General features: G+C 68.6%; 15 protein-coding genes and 1 pseudogene. 10 read left to right on the top strand and 6 right to left on the bottom strand.

Annotation, left to right across the window (positions count from 1 at the left end):
• Window positions 1-12 precede the first annotated feature (12 nt).
• Window positions 13-672 (bottom strand): aspartate/glutamate racemase family protein, encoded by a 660-nt coding sequence (locus BM162_RS12585; protein WP_093422431.1) that lies wholly within the window; start codon window positions 670-672, stop codon window positions 13-15.
• A gap of 107 nt (window positions 673-779) precedes the next feature.
• Between BM162_RS12585 and hydA the strand changes: the two genes are divergently transcribed.
• On the top strand, window positions 780-2,189 hold the full coding sequence (gene hydA / locus BM162_RS12580) for a dihydropyrimidinase (RefSeq protein ID WP_093422429.1): 1,410 nt from the start codon (window positions 780-782) through the stop codon (window positions 2,187-2,189).
• Between the two features lie 420 nt (window positions 2,190-2,609).
• Here the strand turns inward: hydA and BM162_RS12575 are convergent, their stop codons facing one another.
• Complete coding sequence (locus tag BM162_RS12575; protein WP_093422426.1) at window positions 2,610-3,647, bottom strand: DUF6456 domain-containing protein; 1,038 nt, start codon at window positions 3,645-3,647, stop codon at window positions 2,610-2,612.
• 192 nt (window positions 3,648-3,839) lie between these two features.
• Here BM162_RS12575 and BM162_RS12570 point away from each other — a divergent pair, with 192 nt between their 5' ends.
• Complete coding sequence (locus BM162_RS12570; protein ID WP_245759258.1) at window positions 3,840-4,136, top strand: DUF6477 family protein; 297 nt, start codon at window positions 3,840-3,842, stop codon at window positions 4,134-4,136.
• Here BM162_RS12570 and BM162_RS12565 read toward each other — a convergent pair.
• On the bottom strand, window positions 4,133-5,677 hold the full coding sequence (locus BM162_RS12565) for a trimethylamine methyltransferase family protein (protein WP_093422421.1): 1,545 nt from the start codon (window positions 5,675-5,677) through the stop codon (window positions 4,133-4,135). The genes BM162_RS12570 and BM162_RS12565 overlap by 4 nt on opposite strands.
• Before the next feature lie 279 nt (window positions 5,678-5,956).
• On the opposite strand from BM162_RS12565, the gene BM162_RS12560 reads away from it, so the two are divergent.
• Together BM162_RS12560 and BM162_RS12555 are read left to right on the top strand one after the other, a co-directional pair.
• A complete protein-coding gene (locus tag BM162_RS12560; RefSeq protein WP_093422419.1) occupies window positions 5,957-6,655 on the top strand; it encodes a response regulator transcription factor in 699 nt (232 codons plus the stop codon).
• 109 nt (window positions 6,656-6,764) lie between these two features.
• On the top strand, window positions 6,765-7,481 hold the full coding sequence (locus BM162_RS12555) for a redoxin domain-containing protein (RefSeq protein ID WP_093422416.1): 717 nt from the start codon (window positions 6,765-6,767) through the stop codon (window positions 7,479-7,481).
• Here BM162_RS12555 and BM162_RS12550 read toward each other — a convergent pair.
• The 3 genes and pseudogenes from BM162_RS12550 to BM162_RS23480 all read right to left on the bottom strand — a co-directional run bounded on the left by BM162_RS12550 (window position 7,448) and on the right by BM162_RS23480 (window position 10,947).
• Window positions 7,448-10,126: a PAS domain-containing protein gene (locus BM162_RS12550; RefSeq protein ID WP_093422414.1), complete on the bottom strand. Its 2,679-nt coding sequence runs from the start codon at window positions 10,124-10,126 to the stop codon at window positions 7,448-7,450. The two genes, BM162_RS12555 and BM162_RS12550, sit on opposite strands and share 34 nt — an antisense overlap.
• 64 nt (window positions 10,127-10,190) lie before the next feature.
• Window positions 10,191-10,457, bottom strand: a pseudogene (locus tag BM162_RS12545) (MucR family transcriptional regulator); the annotation flags it as partial.
• Between the two features lie 28 nt (window positions 10,458-10,485).
• A complete protein-coding gene (locus BM162_RS23480) occupies window positions 10,486-10,947 on the bottom strand; it encodes an ATP-binding protein (protein WP_093422408.1) in 462 nt (153 codons plus the stop codon).
• Window positions 10,948-11,278: 331 nt separating this feature from the next.
• On the opposite strand from BM162_RS23480, the gene BM162_RS12535 reads away from it, so the two are divergent.
• The 6 genes from BM162_RS12535 (at window position 11,279) to BM162_RS12510 (ending at window position 15,735) form a co-directional block, all read left to right on the top strand.
• On the top strand, window positions 11,279-12,643 hold the full coding sequence (locus BM162_RS12535; RefSeq protein WP_093422406.1) for a tyrosine-type recombinase/integrase: 1,365 nt from the start codon (window positions 11,279-11,281) through the stop codon (window positions 12,641-12,643).
• Window positions 12,640-13,023, top strand: a complete 384-nt coding sequence (locus tag BM162_RS12530; protein ID WP_093422403.1) for a hypothetical protein — start codon at window positions 12,640-12,642, stop codon at window positions 13,021-13,023. Before BM162_RS12535 ends, BM162_RS12530 begins: the two co-directional genes overlap by 4 nt.
• 82 nt (window positions 13,024-13,105) lie before the next feature.
• A complete protein-coding gene (locus tag BM162_RS12525; RefSeq protein WP_093422400.1) occupies window positions 13,106-13,348 on the top strand; it encodes a helix-turn-helix transcriptional regulator in 243 nt (80 codons plus the stop codon).
• Window positions 13,349-13,499: 151 nt separating this feature from the next.
• A complete protein-coding gene (locus BM162_RS12520) occupies window positions 13,500-15,059 on the top strand; it encodes an AAA family ATPase (protein WP_093422397.1) in 1,560 nt (519 codons plus the stop codon).
• Between the two features lie 122 nt (window positions 15,060-15,181).
• Complete coding sequence (locus BM162_RS23250; protein ID WP_245759257.1) at window positions 15,182-15,400, top strand: helix-turn-helix domain-containing protein; 219 nt, start codon at window positions 15,182-15,184, stop codon at window positions 15,398-15,400.
• 11 nt (window positions 15,401-15,411) lie between these two features.
• Complete coding sequence (locus BM162_RS12510) at window positions 15,412-15,735, top strand: hypothetical protein (RefSeq protein ID WP_093422395.1); 324 nt, start codon at window positions 15,412-15,414, stop codon at window positions 15,733-15,735.
• Window positions 15,736-15,737 lie beyond the last annotated feature (2 nt).

Genomic DNA, 15,737 nt, shown 5'->3' with positions numbered 1-15,737 from the left:
TCTTCTCCTTCGTCATTCGCAGGGCGCCAGCGCCACCCGCCCGATCGCAGCGGCCACAGCCGCCTGGCACGGATCCACCACCGGCAGGCCGAGAGCCTCTTCCAGCGCCGGGCGATACTGCGCCATTCCCGCGCAGCCCGTGATCAGCACGTCCGCGCCGTGAACGTCGCGCAGCGTCGCGCCCACCTCCGCCAGCCGGTCGAGCGTGCGCCCCGCATCTGCCAGTTCCGCCACGCCCATGTCGATGGGCAGGTCCGCGGCCAACCGGTCGAGCACGCCCATCGCGCCCAGATACCGCACATGCCGCGCCACCGAGGCCCGCTTGATCGACAGGATGCCAAACCTCTGGCCCAGCGTCATCGCGTGCAGCACCGCGCTTTCGGCGATGCCCAGCACCGGCCGCGCGCTCCTCTCGCGCATCGCGGCCAGACCGGGGTCGGAGAAGCAGGCGATCACGAAGGCCGAGGCGCCGTCCTCCAGTTCCGCCGCCCGCGCCAGGAGCGGCGCGACGACGCCCTCGACATGCGCCTGCGTCTCGATCCCCGGCGGTCCCTCGGCGAGCGTGTGGCAGGCGATCGGCACCGGCGAGAGGGTCCGCATCGGCGCGATGGCCGCGTCGATACCTTCAGTCACATGAACGCTGCTGTTCGGATTGATGACGTGGATTGTCATGCCTGTGCTGGCCGCATCTCGCTGTGCTCCCCCCTGTCGGGCGGGTGGACCCCGCCGCCGCTTCGTATACCGTCGCCGCATCGAAGCAGGGAACGGGGGGACAGGCAATGCCCGCAGGAGAGTATGATCTGGTGATCCGCGGGGCCCACGTCGCAGACGCGGGCGGCGCGGGGGACGGCGACCTCGCCATCCGCGACGGACGCGTCGCCGCCGTGGGGCGCGGGCTGGGCCCGGGGCGGGAGGAGATCGACGCCCGCGGCAAACTCGTCCTGCCCGGCGGCGTGGACACCCATTGCCATATCGAGCAGCTCTCGGGCGCGGGCGTGATGAACGCCGACACGTTCGAAACCGCCACCCGTTCGGCGCTCTACGGCGGGACGACCACCACCGTCTCTTTCGCCGCGCAGCATCCGGGGATGCGGATCGCGGACGTGGTGGCCGACTACGCCGAACTCGCCCGGCGCGGGGCGATGTGCGATCACGCCTTCCACATGATCGTGGCCGACACCTCGGGCGACAACCTGGACGACGTCGCCCGGCTGATCGAGGAGGGCCACCGCTCGATCAAGGTCTTCACCACCTACGACAAGGTGCGGCTGGACGACGCCGCGATCCTTCAAGTGCTGCGCGTTGCCCGCGCCCACGGCGCGCTGGTCTGCTTTCACGCCGAAAACGACGCCATCATCCGCGACGCCACCGCCCGCCTGCTGGCCGAGGGCCGCACCGCCCCGCGCGACCACGCGGCCTCTCATCCCCGCATGGCCGAGATCGAGGCGCTGGAGCGCATCTGCCGCTTCGCCGAGTACACCGGGCAGCCGGTCATGCTGTTCCACGTCTCGACGCGCGAGGGGGTGGAGATCGTCCGCGCCGCCCGCGCCCGCGGCGCACCGGTCTGGGCCGAGACCTGCACCCATTACCTGTTCCAGACCGTGGACACCCTCGACCGCCCGGACGGCGCGGCCTTCATGTGCAGCCCGCCCCAGCGCGAGGCGGCGGATGTCGAGGCGCTGTGGCACGCTCTGGACCAGCGCGACCTGCAACTGGTGACGTCCGACCACGCGCCCTATCGCATGGACGAGAGCGGCAAGTTCCTCCACGGCCGCGACGCGCCCTTCAACAAGATCGCCAACGGCATGCCGGGGCTCGAGCTGCGCCTGCCGGTCCTTTTCGATGCGATGGTAAGCCGGGGCCGGCTGGGGCTGGCGGCCTTCGTCGAGCTGACCTCCGCCGCCCCGGCACGGCTCTTCGGCCTCACAGGCAAGGGCGCGCTGCGGCCGGGGATGGACGCGGACGTGGTGCTTTGGGACCCCGAGCGCGAGGTGACGTACGCCGCGGACGATCTGCACGACAACGTGGGCTACAACCCTTTCGCCGGTCATACGGTCAAGGGCTGGCCCGAGACGGTCCTCCTGCGCGGCCGCGTCGCTGTCGACGGCGGCACGCTGCACGTAGAGCCGGGCCAAGGGCGCCGGGTGCCGATGGAGAAGAGCCCGGCGATGGCGGCGGAAAAGCCGTGATGCGGGTGATGGACGGCGCTTGCGACGCGCGCCGCTGAGCACGACGGAAGCCGGACGCGCGCCTGCCCCTGGGGGCCGCCGCGACGGCGACCGCTGAGCCGCGTAACGGCCGACGACCGGCCATCTCGACGCACGCCGCTGAGCACGGCGGGACGGCGCGCTTTATGGTGGCCAGATACATCCGTGATGCGAGGAGTGCGCTGCGGACGACCAAAGCGCCAGCCCGCCGGGACGGGCACGCGCTCGCCCGGCGCATTAGGCTTGAGTCCGGGCGCGAAGGGCTCTTCGCGGCCTGCTTCCCAAGCAGCCTCGGGCCGTGGTCACGGCTTAAGGCTGTAGACGCCCACCTACCCGGGCGCAGCGCGGAATTCCGGGATACCACCGCACAGCACCGCCGGCGCTGCGCCTCCGCCAGCCCCCTCACCCCACCAGCGGCGGATGCCCTCCGTGCCGTTCGTCGTAATGGCGCAGCAGGCGCTCCAGCCCGATGCGCAGCACGATCTTGCCGGAGCGGGCGGCCCAGCCCATGCGCTTCTCGATGGCCTCCATCCCCTCCAGGAAACAGCAGGCCCGCAGCACCACGTCGCCCAGCCCCGGCCCGAGGTCCGTGAGCGCGGCGTTGACGCGGGTGCGGGCAGCCTCCGACCCTCCACCGTCGCGCGCGGCCGCAGGGCCGCCGTCGGTGCCGGCGGTCAGGAACCTTTCCCAGTTCTGGGTGACGCGCGGGCCCATCTGCGCCAGCTCGAAATCCTCGCGCAGACGCTCGCCCGCACGCACGAGTTCCGCGGCCAGGAATGGCCGTCCGTCGCGGTCCTTGCGGCGCGACAGGCCCACAAGGGGGCTCTCGGCCATGTTGCAACGAATGCGCTTCGTCCTCGGTCCGCGCTCGACCATGTCGCGGTGCTGCGCGGCGAAGGGCGCCTCGCCCTTCCCGGCCATGGCGCGCTTGAGCGCGGCGCGCCCCGCGGATGTCAGGCGATAGCGCGCCACCCTGCCCCGGCCGCGCGCCGCGATCCAGTTGCGCAGCGCCATCGCCTCGGCCACCGAGCGCGCCACGACTGCCGTGCGCAGCGTCTCGCCGCCTTTCGGCTCGCGCACGACGACCGCGTTCTCCATCCCCGGCGCAACGGCGAGGCAGGCGTCGGGCTCGGCCAGGCGGCGCAGGATGCGCAGCGCCTCGCGGTCCAAATCGGGGCTGTCGATGTCGGCGGCGATGTCGGTCATGGCGGTGGTCCCTTGATGGGCCCGGCGCTCGAGTCGGCGCAGGGCGTGGTCGATCAGCGGATCGTCGCGACGGGCCTCGATCCGGCGCACCTGCCGCAGGATCGTCGAGGCGTGGCAGTCCGCCCGGCGCGCCAGCGCCCGGCACGACTGCCCCCCGTCCACATGGGCCAGGTAGATCCGGGCCGCCTGCGGCAACCACTCCGGCAGACCGTCCTGCGGCATACGGTTCGTCATCGTCGTCCCCCCTTTGCGCGCCCCGTCGCGACCTCCTCTCGGATCAACCATCCGGCGAGTCCATTAGCAGTTCGTTAACGCGACGGAGCGGGAACCATTCCACATGGCAAAGATGAAGGCGCTGATACGGCACCGTGCGCAGAAGGGCCACTTCGCGCAACGCAATCCAAGGGCGATCCATGATGCAGCCGGATGACCAAGGAGTTCCCCATGCCGCTGCCCAATGCCCTGACCACCCTGCGCCGCCCCCGCCTGCTGGTCCGCGCCGCGCGTTTCGCGCTGGCCGACTATGACCGCGGGCGCGATCTGCGCCGGGTCCTGCGGGCCGATCCGCCGCACGCCGCGCCCCGCGCGGTGGCCGTGCTGCTGGAGCAGGAAGGCCGCGCCGACGCCGCCCGCCGCCGGGGCGACGGCACCTACGACGCCGCCCGCCACGTCGCGACCCTGGCCGCCCTGATGGCCGAGGCGCGCAGGCTCGCCGCCGCCTAACCGATGGCGTCGCTCATCGAGGCCTTGCGCTCGGCCACATAGGCCGTCAGCGCCTCGTCCACCGCCGGGTCCAAGGGCGGCTGCTGGTAGTCGGCCAGCATCTTCTCGACCCGCGCGGCGGCAAGCGTGGCGGTGTCGCGCGCGCCTTCCTCGAACCACTGTTCGAACGGCTTGTAGTCCAGCACCTGGCTGCGCCAGAAGGCGCTCTGGAAGTTGGCCTGCGTGTGCGCGCAACCCAGGTAATGCCCGCCCGGTCCCACCTCGCGGATGGCGTCCATGGCCTGTCCGTTCTCGCTCAGGTCGATGCCCTTGGCGATCTGGTGCAGCACACCCAGCTGGTCGGCATCCATCACGAACTTCTCGAACGACGCGACCAGCCCGCCCTCGAGCCAGCCGCAGGCGTGGAGCATGAAGTTGACGCCCGCGAGCAGCCCCATGTTCAGGCTGTTGGCGCTTTCATAGCCCGCCTGCGCGTCGGGCAGCTTCGAGCCGCAGAACGCCCCGGCGCTGCGATAGGGCAGCCCCAGCCGCCGTACGATCTGGCCCATGCCGTAGGTGATCTGCGACGCCTCGGGCGTGCCGAAGGTGGGCGCGCCCGAGTTCATGTCGATCGAGGTGACGAAGGCCCCCGCGATCACCGGCGCGCCCGGCCGGATGAGCTGGGAATATGCGACGCCCGCCAGAACCTCGGCCGTCACCTGCGTCAGCGTGCCGGCGACCGTGGTGGGCGCCATGGCGCCGCCGACGATGAAGGGCGACAGGATGCAGGCCTGGTTCGCCGCGGCATAGACCTCGAGCGCGCCCATCATCGTGGCGTCGAAGGTAAGCGGCGAGTTGATGTTGACCAGCGAGGTCATCACCGTGTTGTCGCGCACGAAGTCCTTGCCGAAGAGGATCTCGCACATCTCGACCGAATCGCGGGCGCGGCTGGGCTCGGTCACCGAGCCCATGAACGGCTTGTCCGACAGCGTCATGTGCGCCAGCAGCATGTCGAGGTGGCGCTTGTTCACGGGGATGTCCGTCGGCTCGCAGACCGTGCCGCCCGAGTGGTGCAGCCATTTCGACATCTGCCCCAGCCGCACGAAGTCGCGGAAGTCGTCGATGGTGGCATACCGCCGCCCGCTGCGGTGCCCGCGCACGAAAGGCGGGCCGTAGACGGGCGCGAGGACCAGGTTCCCCCCTCCTATCTCGACCGACCGTTCGGGATTGCGGGCGTGCTGGGTATAGTTGGCGGGCGCTGTCTTGCAGAGCTCGCGGGCCAGGCCGCGCGGGATGCGCACGCGTTCGCCCTCGACCTCGGCGCCGGCCTCGCGCCAGCGGCGCAGGGCCTCGGGGTTTTCGACGAAGTTGACGCCGATCTCGGCCAGAACGGTCTCGGCGTTGGCCTCGATGATCTCGAGCGCCTCGTCGTTCAGGATCTCGAGGTTGGGGATGTTGCGCTCGATGTAGCGCGCCGCCTCGACCTTCACGGCCGTCCGCTCGGCCCGGCGCGCCGCGCCGCCGCCGCCCCGTGCCCGCCTGCGCGTTCCCTGCTCCGCCATGCCGTGTTCCTTCCGCACGTGATGGTCGCGTTGTAGCGAAGCGCGTCGGGTCGGTTTGCGCGGTTTGCGCCGCTTCGGTGGCAGAAACGACATTCCGCGTCAGGCGGTAACGCCGGGAGGACCGCCCGCAGGGGAACTGATAAGCCCTTCGATCCGCGGCCGCGGCTACCGCAGCGGCATCGTACACAATCTCTAGAGTTCGGGTGGACGCCGGTGCGCGCTTGCGGCACGAGGGCGCTTCCCCTCACCGGGGGGCAGCGAATCCGACGGAGCCGGAGCATGGACAGGCCGCAGGTCGTGATACTCGAGGACGACGCCGACGTTGCCGCGCTGCTCGCGACAACGCTCGAACGCGACGAACTGGTCGTGCACCGGGCCTGCGACTGCGCCGGGTTCGAGGTGATGCGGACCCAGCTTTCGCCGGAGCTTTTCATCATCGACGTGGGCCTGCCCGACGGCGACGGCATCGCCATGGCCCGCCGCACCCGGCTTGAAAGCGATGCTGGCATCATCATCCTGACCGGCCGCAGCGGTGAGCTGGACACCGTTCTTGGACTTGAAAGCGGGGCGGACGACTACGTGGCCAAGCCCTTTCGGATGCGGGAATTCCGCGCCCGGGTGAAAAGTGTGCTGCGCCGCGTGCAGCAGCGGCGCGGGGTCCAGGCCCGGCACGAACACCTCCTGCCCTTCGGCGACTGGACGCTCGACCGCGGCCGGCGGCGACTGACCGGCCGCGACGACGCCGAGATCGAATTGACCCGCAGCGAGTTCGAGGTGCTCTCGGTCCTGCTGGAGTCGCGCCGCCAGGTGCTCACGCGCGACCAGATCGTCGAGCGGGTGCGCGGCGAGGGCTGGGCCGTCAACGACCGGCTGATCGACGGGATCGTCAGTCGCATCCGCAAGAAGCTGGGCGTGAGCGACGCGACCGACCCGATCCGGACGGTGCGCGGCGTGGGCTACGTGATTGATACGGCCTGACTCGGCTTTCGTGTTAATGTAACGTTTTCGCAAGAATTCGCCTCGAACGTGTCCCACCCGCGCGCGTAGCGGTGGTCCGGAGACGACCTCACCGGACAAGGACAGTTCCATGAACATGCAGTTCTTCACGGGACGCGGCCGCCACGGCGAGACGGTGCAGTTGCCGCGCGCCTACATGCAGCACGTCAAGTGGGTGCCGCGGATCGGCGACATCTTCCCGAACTTCTCGGCCCACTCCACCCACGGGCCGCTCGAGTTCCACCGGTGGGCCGAGGGAAGCTGGGTGATGCTGTTCAGCCACCCCGCCGCCTTCACCAGCGTCTGCACCACCGAGATCGCGGGCTTCGCGCTGGCGCAGGACGAGTTCGCGGCCCGGGGCGTGCGGCTGATGGCGCTGTCGCGCGACACGACCGAGACGCACCGGCGCTGGGTCGAGGATATCGAGCGGATGTTCGAGATCGAGGTGCCGTTCCCGCTGATCGAGGACGAAACCGGCTATCTGTCGTCCGCCTTCTCGATGATCCACCCCAACGAGGGCGGACATCACGCGGTGCGCAAGTCGATCATCATCGACCCGGCGCTGCGGGTGCGGATGATCTTCGAATACCCGTACTTCGTCGGGCGCAGCACGGACGAGACCTTGCGCGTCATCGACGCGCTGCAGACGCAGGACCGGCACGGCGTGGCGACGGGCGGCGACTGGCACAGGGGCGAGGACCGCCTGTTGCCGCCGCATGTGGGCGACGCGCGGGCGCGCTTCCTCTACGGCGAGCGCTGGACGAAGTTCTGCGACTACTTGCGCACAGTCTCTGTCGAAGACGACTGACCGGCCAGCGCACCGCCCACTGCCGCGGCCAGCGCCGCCCGGCGGAACGGCTTGCGCAGAAGCGGCACCTGCGGATCCGGCCTGTCATGGGCCAGCACCTGCGCCTCGGCATAGCCCGAGGCGTAGAGCACGCGCAGGTCGGGATTCTCCTCCCGCGCACGCTCGGCCAGTTCGCGGCCGTTCATGCCGCCCGAAAGCACCAGGTCGGTCAGCAATAGCGCCACGTCGGGATGCGCCTCGAGCGCCGCCATCGCCTCGGCCGCGTCCTCGGCCGAACTCACGCGGTAGCCCAGGGCGGCCAGCTGCCGCTCGGTCGCCGCGCGCACGTCCCGATCATCCTCGACCAGCAGAACGTGCTCGCCGCCGCCGGCCGCCGGGGCATCGGGCCGCGCCGCCCTCGCGATGGCCGGGACCGAGGCTGCGGGCAGGAAGATGCGTACGGTCGTTCCCTGCCTCGGCGTCGACGACAGCTCGATATGGCCCCCGGATTGCTTGGCGAAGCCGTAGGCCATCGAAAGCCCGAGCCCGGTTCCCGCGCCCGGCGGCTTCGTGGTGAAGAACGGGTCGAGCGCCTTCGACAGCACCTCGGGGGTCATGCCGGTGCCATGATCCTTGACCGAGACGATCAGGCACTCGTCCGGCAGCGGACGGCCGTCAAGCGGGTCGCTGCGGCCGTCGGGCCTGTCGAAGGTGATGCCGATGTCGATGACGCCTCCGCGGGGCATGGCGTCACGAGCGTTGACCACGAGGTTGAGCAGCGCGACCTCGAGCTGACCGGGATCGACATGCGCCGGCGGCAGACCCGGCAGGGCCTGCACGCGCAGCGACACCGAATCGGGCAACGAGGTACGCAAGATCGGAAGAAGCTGCTCGACCAGCGCCGGCACATCGACCGAGCGCGGCTCGAGTGGCTGTTCGCGGGCAAAGGCCAGAAGTCGCCCGGTCAGCGCCGCCGCCCGCTCTGCCGCGCCCGCGATCTGGTCGACCTTGGCGCGCGCGCCGGGCTGCGCCTCGAGCTCCTCGTCCAGCAGGTCCGCGTTGCCCAGCACCACCGTCATCAGGTTGTTGATGTCGTGGGCCACGCCCCCGGTGAGCGTGCCGACGGCCTGCAGCGTTTCGGCCCGGCTCAGGCGCGCCTCCATCTCCCGGGCCTCGGTGACATCCTGCATGGTGCCGAGCATCCGCAGCGGCCGGCCGGCCGCGTCGCGCTGCACGAAGGCGCGGTCCTTCACGCGAATATAGGTCCCGTCGGCGCGGCGCAGGCGATACTCGTCCTCGACCACGGTGTCCGCGCCTTCGAGCATCCGTGCATTGGTGGCCTCGACGTGCGCACGGTCGTCGGGGTGAACCCGGGCGAGCCAGGCGTCAAGGCTGTCTATCCGCGTACCCAGCATCGCGAGGACGCTGTCGGAGTACCACATGCCCCCGGTCTGCATGTCCCAGTCCCAGACCACGTCGCTGGTCGCCTGGGTGACGAGGCGATACCGCTCCTCGACCTCGCGCAGGGCTTCGAGGTTTTTCTTGCGTCGGGTGACGTCGCGCTGCACCGCCACGAAATGCGTGAGCCGCCCGCGCTCGTCCCGCACGGGCGAGACCGAGATCTCGAGCCAGTATTCCTCGCCGTCGGCGCGGTAGTTGATCAGCTCGACCGACACCGGCTCGGCCTTCTCGAGCGCGGCGCGCAAGCGGTCGAGTTCGGCGCGCTGGGTGCACGGTCCCTGCAGCATGCGCGGCGTCTGTCCCAGAGCCTGCTCGCGCGTGTAGCCGGTGATCCGCTCGAACGCGTCGTTGACGTAGACGATGCGCGGCCCCTCGGGGCTGTCGAGGGAGTCCGCCTCGGTGATCAGCACGATCTCGTCGAGCATCGCGACGGCTGAGCTTAGCAGCCGCAGGCGCCTCTCGCGCACTCTCTGGTCGGTCACGTCCTGCACCACGCCCGCGAGGTAGGCGCCGCCTTCGCCCTCGACCTTTTCGGCGATCAATGCGACGCGCCGCACCGCCCCGTCGCCGGCCCGCACGATCCGGTGCTCGTGCTCGAGCCGCTCGCCCCGGTCCAGCGCGTCGCTCAGGGCATTATCGAAGCCGGCACGGTCCCCCGGGTGCAGCCGGGCCGTCACGTCTGCCATTGAAAGACAGCCGCCCGACTCCAGGCCGAAGATCCGGAAAAGCCCGTCGGACCAACGCAACTCGCCGCTGGCCAGGTCGAGGTGCAGGCTGCCGATGGGCCCCGTGCCCTCGGCGTGCTGCAGCGTCGCCTCGGCCCGCGCCAGCGCCTCGATCGAGCGTTGCGCGGCCGCCTCGCCGCGCCGGGCGCGCGCCAGCGCCTCCTGAAGCGTCAGCGCCATCACCGAGAACGCACCGAGCAGCGTGATGGTGATCGCCCGATCCAGGAGCTCGAGCGAGCGGGACACGCCATGCTCATGCACCAGGAAACCGGCCGCGGTCGCCACCGCGCTGAGCGCCGCGACGACGATGACCGGGGTCCGCTGCCCCGACGCCGCCACCGCCATCAGCGGGAAGAGATACAACGATCCATGCGTGACGCCCAGCGGCGTCAGCGTCTCGAGCAGCGCGGCGGCGAGCCAAAGCGCGGCCGAGACCGGCAGCCAGACACGCGGTGCGACGATTCCGTGGGTGACCTTCATGAGGATGGGGAGAAATCTCGATACCCGGTCCCGGTCAAGCGCGCTTCGACCAGGCCGGCCCGCATCAGGTCCCCCAGCTTGGCGGAGCGCCGACGACGGCGGCGCGGTGCGCCGCGTAGAACGGCGATTGCAGCGCCACCTCGTGCGTCAGGTCCCAGCGCAGGGCGTACTGGGCAGGCGTCATGCCGTGCGCCTTGTCGAGGTGACGCTTCAGCAGCGCCATCTGCCGGCCGCACTCCAGGCACGTCAACAATACGCCCGGGGCGGCCTCCGGCGCCGGGGTCGCCTCGATCATCTGCTCCGTGGCCATCGGCCTGTTCCGCTGCACGCCTGCCTCCCGTACGTCTGACGCGACAGTGCTAGCACAGCCAGGAGCGCCATTGTTTACGAAATCGTTGCAGTTTTCGGGGCGACGGCGGAGGGCCGCCCAGGCCGGTCGCGCGCGAAGGTGCTGCCCGGCCGGGGCGGCTTTCGACCGTGATCCGTCCGCCCTGGGCCTCGGCCAGCCGCTGCGCGACTCCGAGCCCGAGGCCGGTGCCCGCCGCCTTGCGCACGTCCGCGCCGTCGACCTGCCGGAAGGCCACGAATACTGCGGCCTGATCCTTGGCCGAGAGGCCTTCGCCGGTATCGCTCACCTTGAAGCGGACGCGGCCGCCACGGGCTCGATCACCAGCCCGACCTCGCCTCGCTCGGTGAACTTGATCGCGTTGCCCAGAAGGTCGAACAGGATCTGCCGGCAGCGGGTCGGATCGGCGTCCGGTTCGCCCTCCGCTGTCCGGCAGGAGACGCCGAGCCCCCTTTTCCGCCGCCAGCGCCCGCATCGACACGGCCTGTCTGTGTGTCGGTAACGCCCCGCCCTTGCTCGACCGGAAAGCCCCAGCCTGCCGCGCCTGCCCGGAAAATTCGTCAAAACTGCGGCCACGTAGACAGGGCCCGGCCAAAGAACAGCAGGTCACCCCTCACGGGGCAATCCTCGCGATCCGTCACCGGGAATCTGGTGCCCGAGGTCGGACTCGGATCGGCCATTCATGAATATTCAGGAATCGTCATTTCCTCAATAAAATAAGAAGTTTGCCGTTTTTGGGTTTTCAGCGTCGTTCGCTGTGATACCTTGCAGAACATAAATTTGGGCGGGTTGGAGGGCAGGTTCGAATGCCGAAGCGGGCGCGGGAACTCACACCGGGACAGATCAAGGGGCTCAGACATCCGGGCGGAGAGCGTCCCGTAAAAATCGCGGTCGGCGGCGTGGCCGGGCTGCATATCCAGATCCAGCCGAGCGGCGCGAAATCCTGGATCCTCCGCGGGCGTTTCGGCGACTGGATGGAGCGGAAGGATAGCAACGGGCGCGTGATCGATCGAGGGCGGAAAAAGCGGGAGATCGGGCTCGGCCCCTACCCCGAAATCCTCCCCGGACCGGCGCGCGACCGGGCACGGGAGATGAAGGAAAAGCTCAGGCAGGGCGTAGACCCCGTTCAGGAGCGCAAGGAGGCCCATGCCGCCCTCATGCGCGCCGCACGGCGCGGCGTCACGTTCCAGCAGGCAATGGAGGAATACGCCGTCGAGAAGCTGGTGGAACTCTCCTCCGACGCGCAGCGGATCGCATGGCGGCGCATGATGGCCAACCACGTCACGCCGGTCATCGGCTCGATGCTGGTTTCCGATGTCCAGGTTGACGATGTCCTGCGCGTACTTCGACCCATCTGGAGCACGAAGACCGTCACCGCCGTTAAGGTTCGGCAGAGGATCGAGAAGGTGCTTTCGTTCGCCAAGGTGCGAGAATACCGCGAGGGCGAAAATCCGGCCCGTTGGGATGACAACCTCAACATGCTCCTCGGCCGGCCGTCGCAGGTCTCGCAGGAAAGGCACTACCCGGCCGTGCAGCTCAAGGACACGGCACGGTGCTTCGGTGCCCTCCGCGCGCGAGAAGGCATCGGCGGCCGGGCTGTCGAATTCCAAGCCATGACCGCCACACGCTCCGGTGCGGTGCGCTTCGCGACGTGGGATGAATTTGATTTCGAGACACGGCTGTGGACGATCCAGCCGGGACGCAAGGCCGCCAAGATCAAGCCGGGTGAACAGCCGAAGCGCATCCCGCTGACGGACGAAATGATTGCACTCCTGCAAGCTCTGCCGCGGCTCGCGGGATGCCCTTTCGTCTTCTGGTCCTCGCGCGGAACGGCTCTGTCCGATGCGACACTCGGCAAGCACATGAAGGTCATCGCGGCCGCGGACAAGGAGCAAGGCGGGAACGGCTTCGCAGATGCGGCGACCGGTCAGCCTGCCGTGCCCCACGGATTCCGTTCCACCTTCCGCACATGGGTCACCGAGCGCACGGAGTTTCCCGGCGACATGGCCGAGGTCGCGCTCTGGCACAAGGTCGGGAACAAGGTGCAGCAGGCCTATGACCGCGGAGACATGGTCGAACGTCGTCGCCGGATGATGTCCGCGTGGTACGACTTCCTGTGCGGCAGACCATCGAACGCGAACGTGGTCCCATTCGAGGCGCTCCGGGCATGACGTGGAGGGGCGCCATACTCCGGGCCGCGCGCGCCTTCACTCCACGCAAGGGTGCAGATCCCGAAATCGAAGGCGAGATGCTGGCCAGGCTCCTGCTTTCAGATGAGCCGATCGAGAGAGAAGATCGGGACCTGCTCGCCGCTTTCGTTAGCGGCAAGCTGCGGCGGCCGCGAGGACGCCCGAAGACCGTCCCGTTCGAGCCGGGGGACTTCATCGCCTTCTGTATCGTCGCCGAGTACCGCCGACTGATCTCCGAAGGATGCCCGCGCGAGTCGGCCAAGGTAGAGATTGCGAGCAAGTACGGGATTTCCCGTTCCGCCGTAGAGGAGGCAGACGCTTGGGATCGGGAAGTCAGCGGGAATTTCCGCATCCCTGAATAATGCGGTATTTCACAGGGGCGCATTCGTTTGACTGACTGTAAATCCGTATGAAATTTGGAAGGCATCCACAACGGAGGATGCCATGCATACTGCTCAACACGAACACCCCCGCCCACAGGCCGGCAAGCCCGCACCCACGGAGTTTCTGACCGGACCCGACGTGCAGAGGCGCTACCGCAAGTCCCAAGTTACCCTTTGGCGTTGGGCGCGAGACCCTGACCTCGGATTCCCGTCGCCGTTCCAGATCAAAGGAAAAAACTACTGGCGTCTGCGTGACCTCGAGGCGTGGGAAGAGGCGCAGGTCAAGGTTTCTGCCGCCGCCTGATGCCGGAAAATACGAGCCCCCTGGAAGACGTTGCCGCGTCGACCAGGGGCGCCCCGGAGGATGATCGCCAAACCTCCGCCGCGGCGTACTGCTCGCTCCCCAAGGCTACCCGATATCTCTTCTGCATGTCACCACGCGGGAGGACCGCGTGATGAACATGATCCCTAAAAAAAACGAATTCTCGGCGGATCATCCCGTCGTGATCCGCATCGAGGAGCGCAATCGACTCCTCGCCTGGCGCAATGCCCTCGCCCGCCGGCCCGAAGCAATCGCCGAATGGTTCCCTGCCCTGAACTTGCCGAACACGCGGCACGAGCGCGGATATTGGGAGGCTGACGCCACGTGGCCCGCAGATCGGCTCATCTATCGCGACGAGGAAGATGAGGCGAAGGCGATCGGCGGAGAGCAGGTCGAAATGGTGCCGTGGCCATGGTCGCATCGAGTGAGGCTCGACGCCGCAGGCGAGGTGATGGCGGAGGGTATGGACGACCATCTCGAGCCCCTCGACCTCATCTGCCACGCGATGGGCTGGATCGTCGACATGGAACCCGAGGAGGGCTTCTCACCGTACCCGAGCCACGACTGTCTCGAGATGGCCTGGGGCTGGCTGCGCGATGTGTTCGGCCTCTCCGACGGCACGGAGGAGGTCATAGAACCGCCGGCCGAGGAAGAGAAGCCCGCGAAGTCCGGCTTCCAGCTCGTGCGCGTCTCGGATCTCGTTTTCCAGGAGCCGAGCTTCTCGATCGACGGGCTGCTGGAAACCTCCAGCATGGCGCTCATGTTCGGGGATCCGGGCTGCGGCAAGAGCTTCCTCGCGATCGACATGGCGAGTTGCATCGCCGCTGGCGTGCCGTTCCACGGGCGAGAGACGAAGCAGGCGCCCGTCATCTACATCGCGGGTGAGGGCAACAACGGCCTGAAGCGGCGCACGGTGGCGTGGGAGCGGCACAGGGGGCTGAACCTCGGCGAGGCCCCTCTCTACTTCTCGAAGGTCGCCGCCGAACTGCTGGACGCGAATGCCGCAAGGGCCGTCACGGCCGCCGTGGACCAGATCGCCGCGACCGTCGGGCGACCGGGCCTGATCGTGATCGACACCCTGTCGCGGAACTTCGGCCCGGGTGACGAGAATGCCACGGCCGACATGCGCAGCTTCGTGGCTGCGGTGGACAGGCTCAAGGACCGGTATGACGCCGCGGCACTCATCGTCCACCACACCGGGCACTCGGACAAGGGACGGGCCAGAGGCAACTCCACCTTGCGGGCGGCGCTCGACGCCGAGTACCGCGTCGAGCTCGACGGGGACCGCATGCTGCTTTCCCCGACGAAGATGAAAGACGTCGCCCCGCCTCCGCCCCTGAGCTTCGAGATGAAGCAGGTGGATATCGGCGTCACGACTCACGGCGAGGTCATCTCCTCCGTCGCGCTGGACGAAACCGATAGGCAGGGGCCTTCCCAGCGGCGCAAGCTATCCCCGGCCCAGCGGCTCGGGCTCAAGACGTTCTTCCAGGCCGCGCAGGAGTGCGAGGGCTTCGACCGTGCCGTGTCCGTCGAGGACTGGCGACCGCACTTCTACGCCGCCCACACGGCCGACACGGCGCATGCCAAGAAGGTCGCGTTCCAGCGGGCACGACAATCGCTCGTCGAGGCCGGAGAACTGTCGGTCCTCGATGACGTCTACCGGTTCATCGGGACGAACGGAGACCTCGAATGATGGGGCGGCACAGACGGCACAGTGCCGGCACATGTGCCGCTGCTGTGCCGGCACAAACGGCACACACCCCTATAGGGGTGTGCCGGTGTGCCGCTGGAAACAAAGGAGAAGGGAAAAGAACCTTGAGCAGTCACCATCCCCCTCTCGATCGCTGGCGCTTCGACGCCATCGCCTCTGGCCCGGAGAAGCTCTGGGGCCTCGAAGAAATCGCCCGGGCGCTCGGCGTGTCCATCGATACCGCGCGTCGCTGGGCGCGTCGTGCGGACGTGCCGATCTATAAACCGGCCGGCCGCTACTTCGCGGTGCGGTCCGAACTGAACGCTTGGCTAAGGCAGAGATAGGAGACCGACCAATGCATCATCAGCACTTCCAGATCGCCAAGCTCGCCGTGATCGACGCCGAGCCGAGCCCGGCGGGCAACCGACTGCTCGCCACCTTCGACATGCAGATCGCAGGGATGCGGATCGGCGGATGTGTCCTGGTCGAGAGGGCAGATGGCCGCGTCATCGCTCATGGTCCGCAGGGCAAGACGAAGAGCGGTCACAAGGCGCACGTGTCAGTGCAGGACGAGCGGCTCCGGAAGGCGATCACCGAACGCGCATCGGTGCTCTACGAGGGGTTCACCGGACGGACGCTGCCGGCGTACCGTACGAAGGCTGAAATTGAGGAGGCATGAGA

Origin of the sequence: Tranquillimonas alkanivorans, assembly GCF_900115595.1 — a bacterium.
GTDB classification, from domain to species: Bacteria; Pseudomonadota; Alphaproteobacteria; order Rhodobacterales; family Rhodobacteraceae; genus Tranquillimonas; species Tranquillimonas alkanivorans.
The sequence above is the reverse complement of the archived record's forward strand: the minus strand, read 5'-3'. Positions and strand labels throughout refer to the sequence as shown.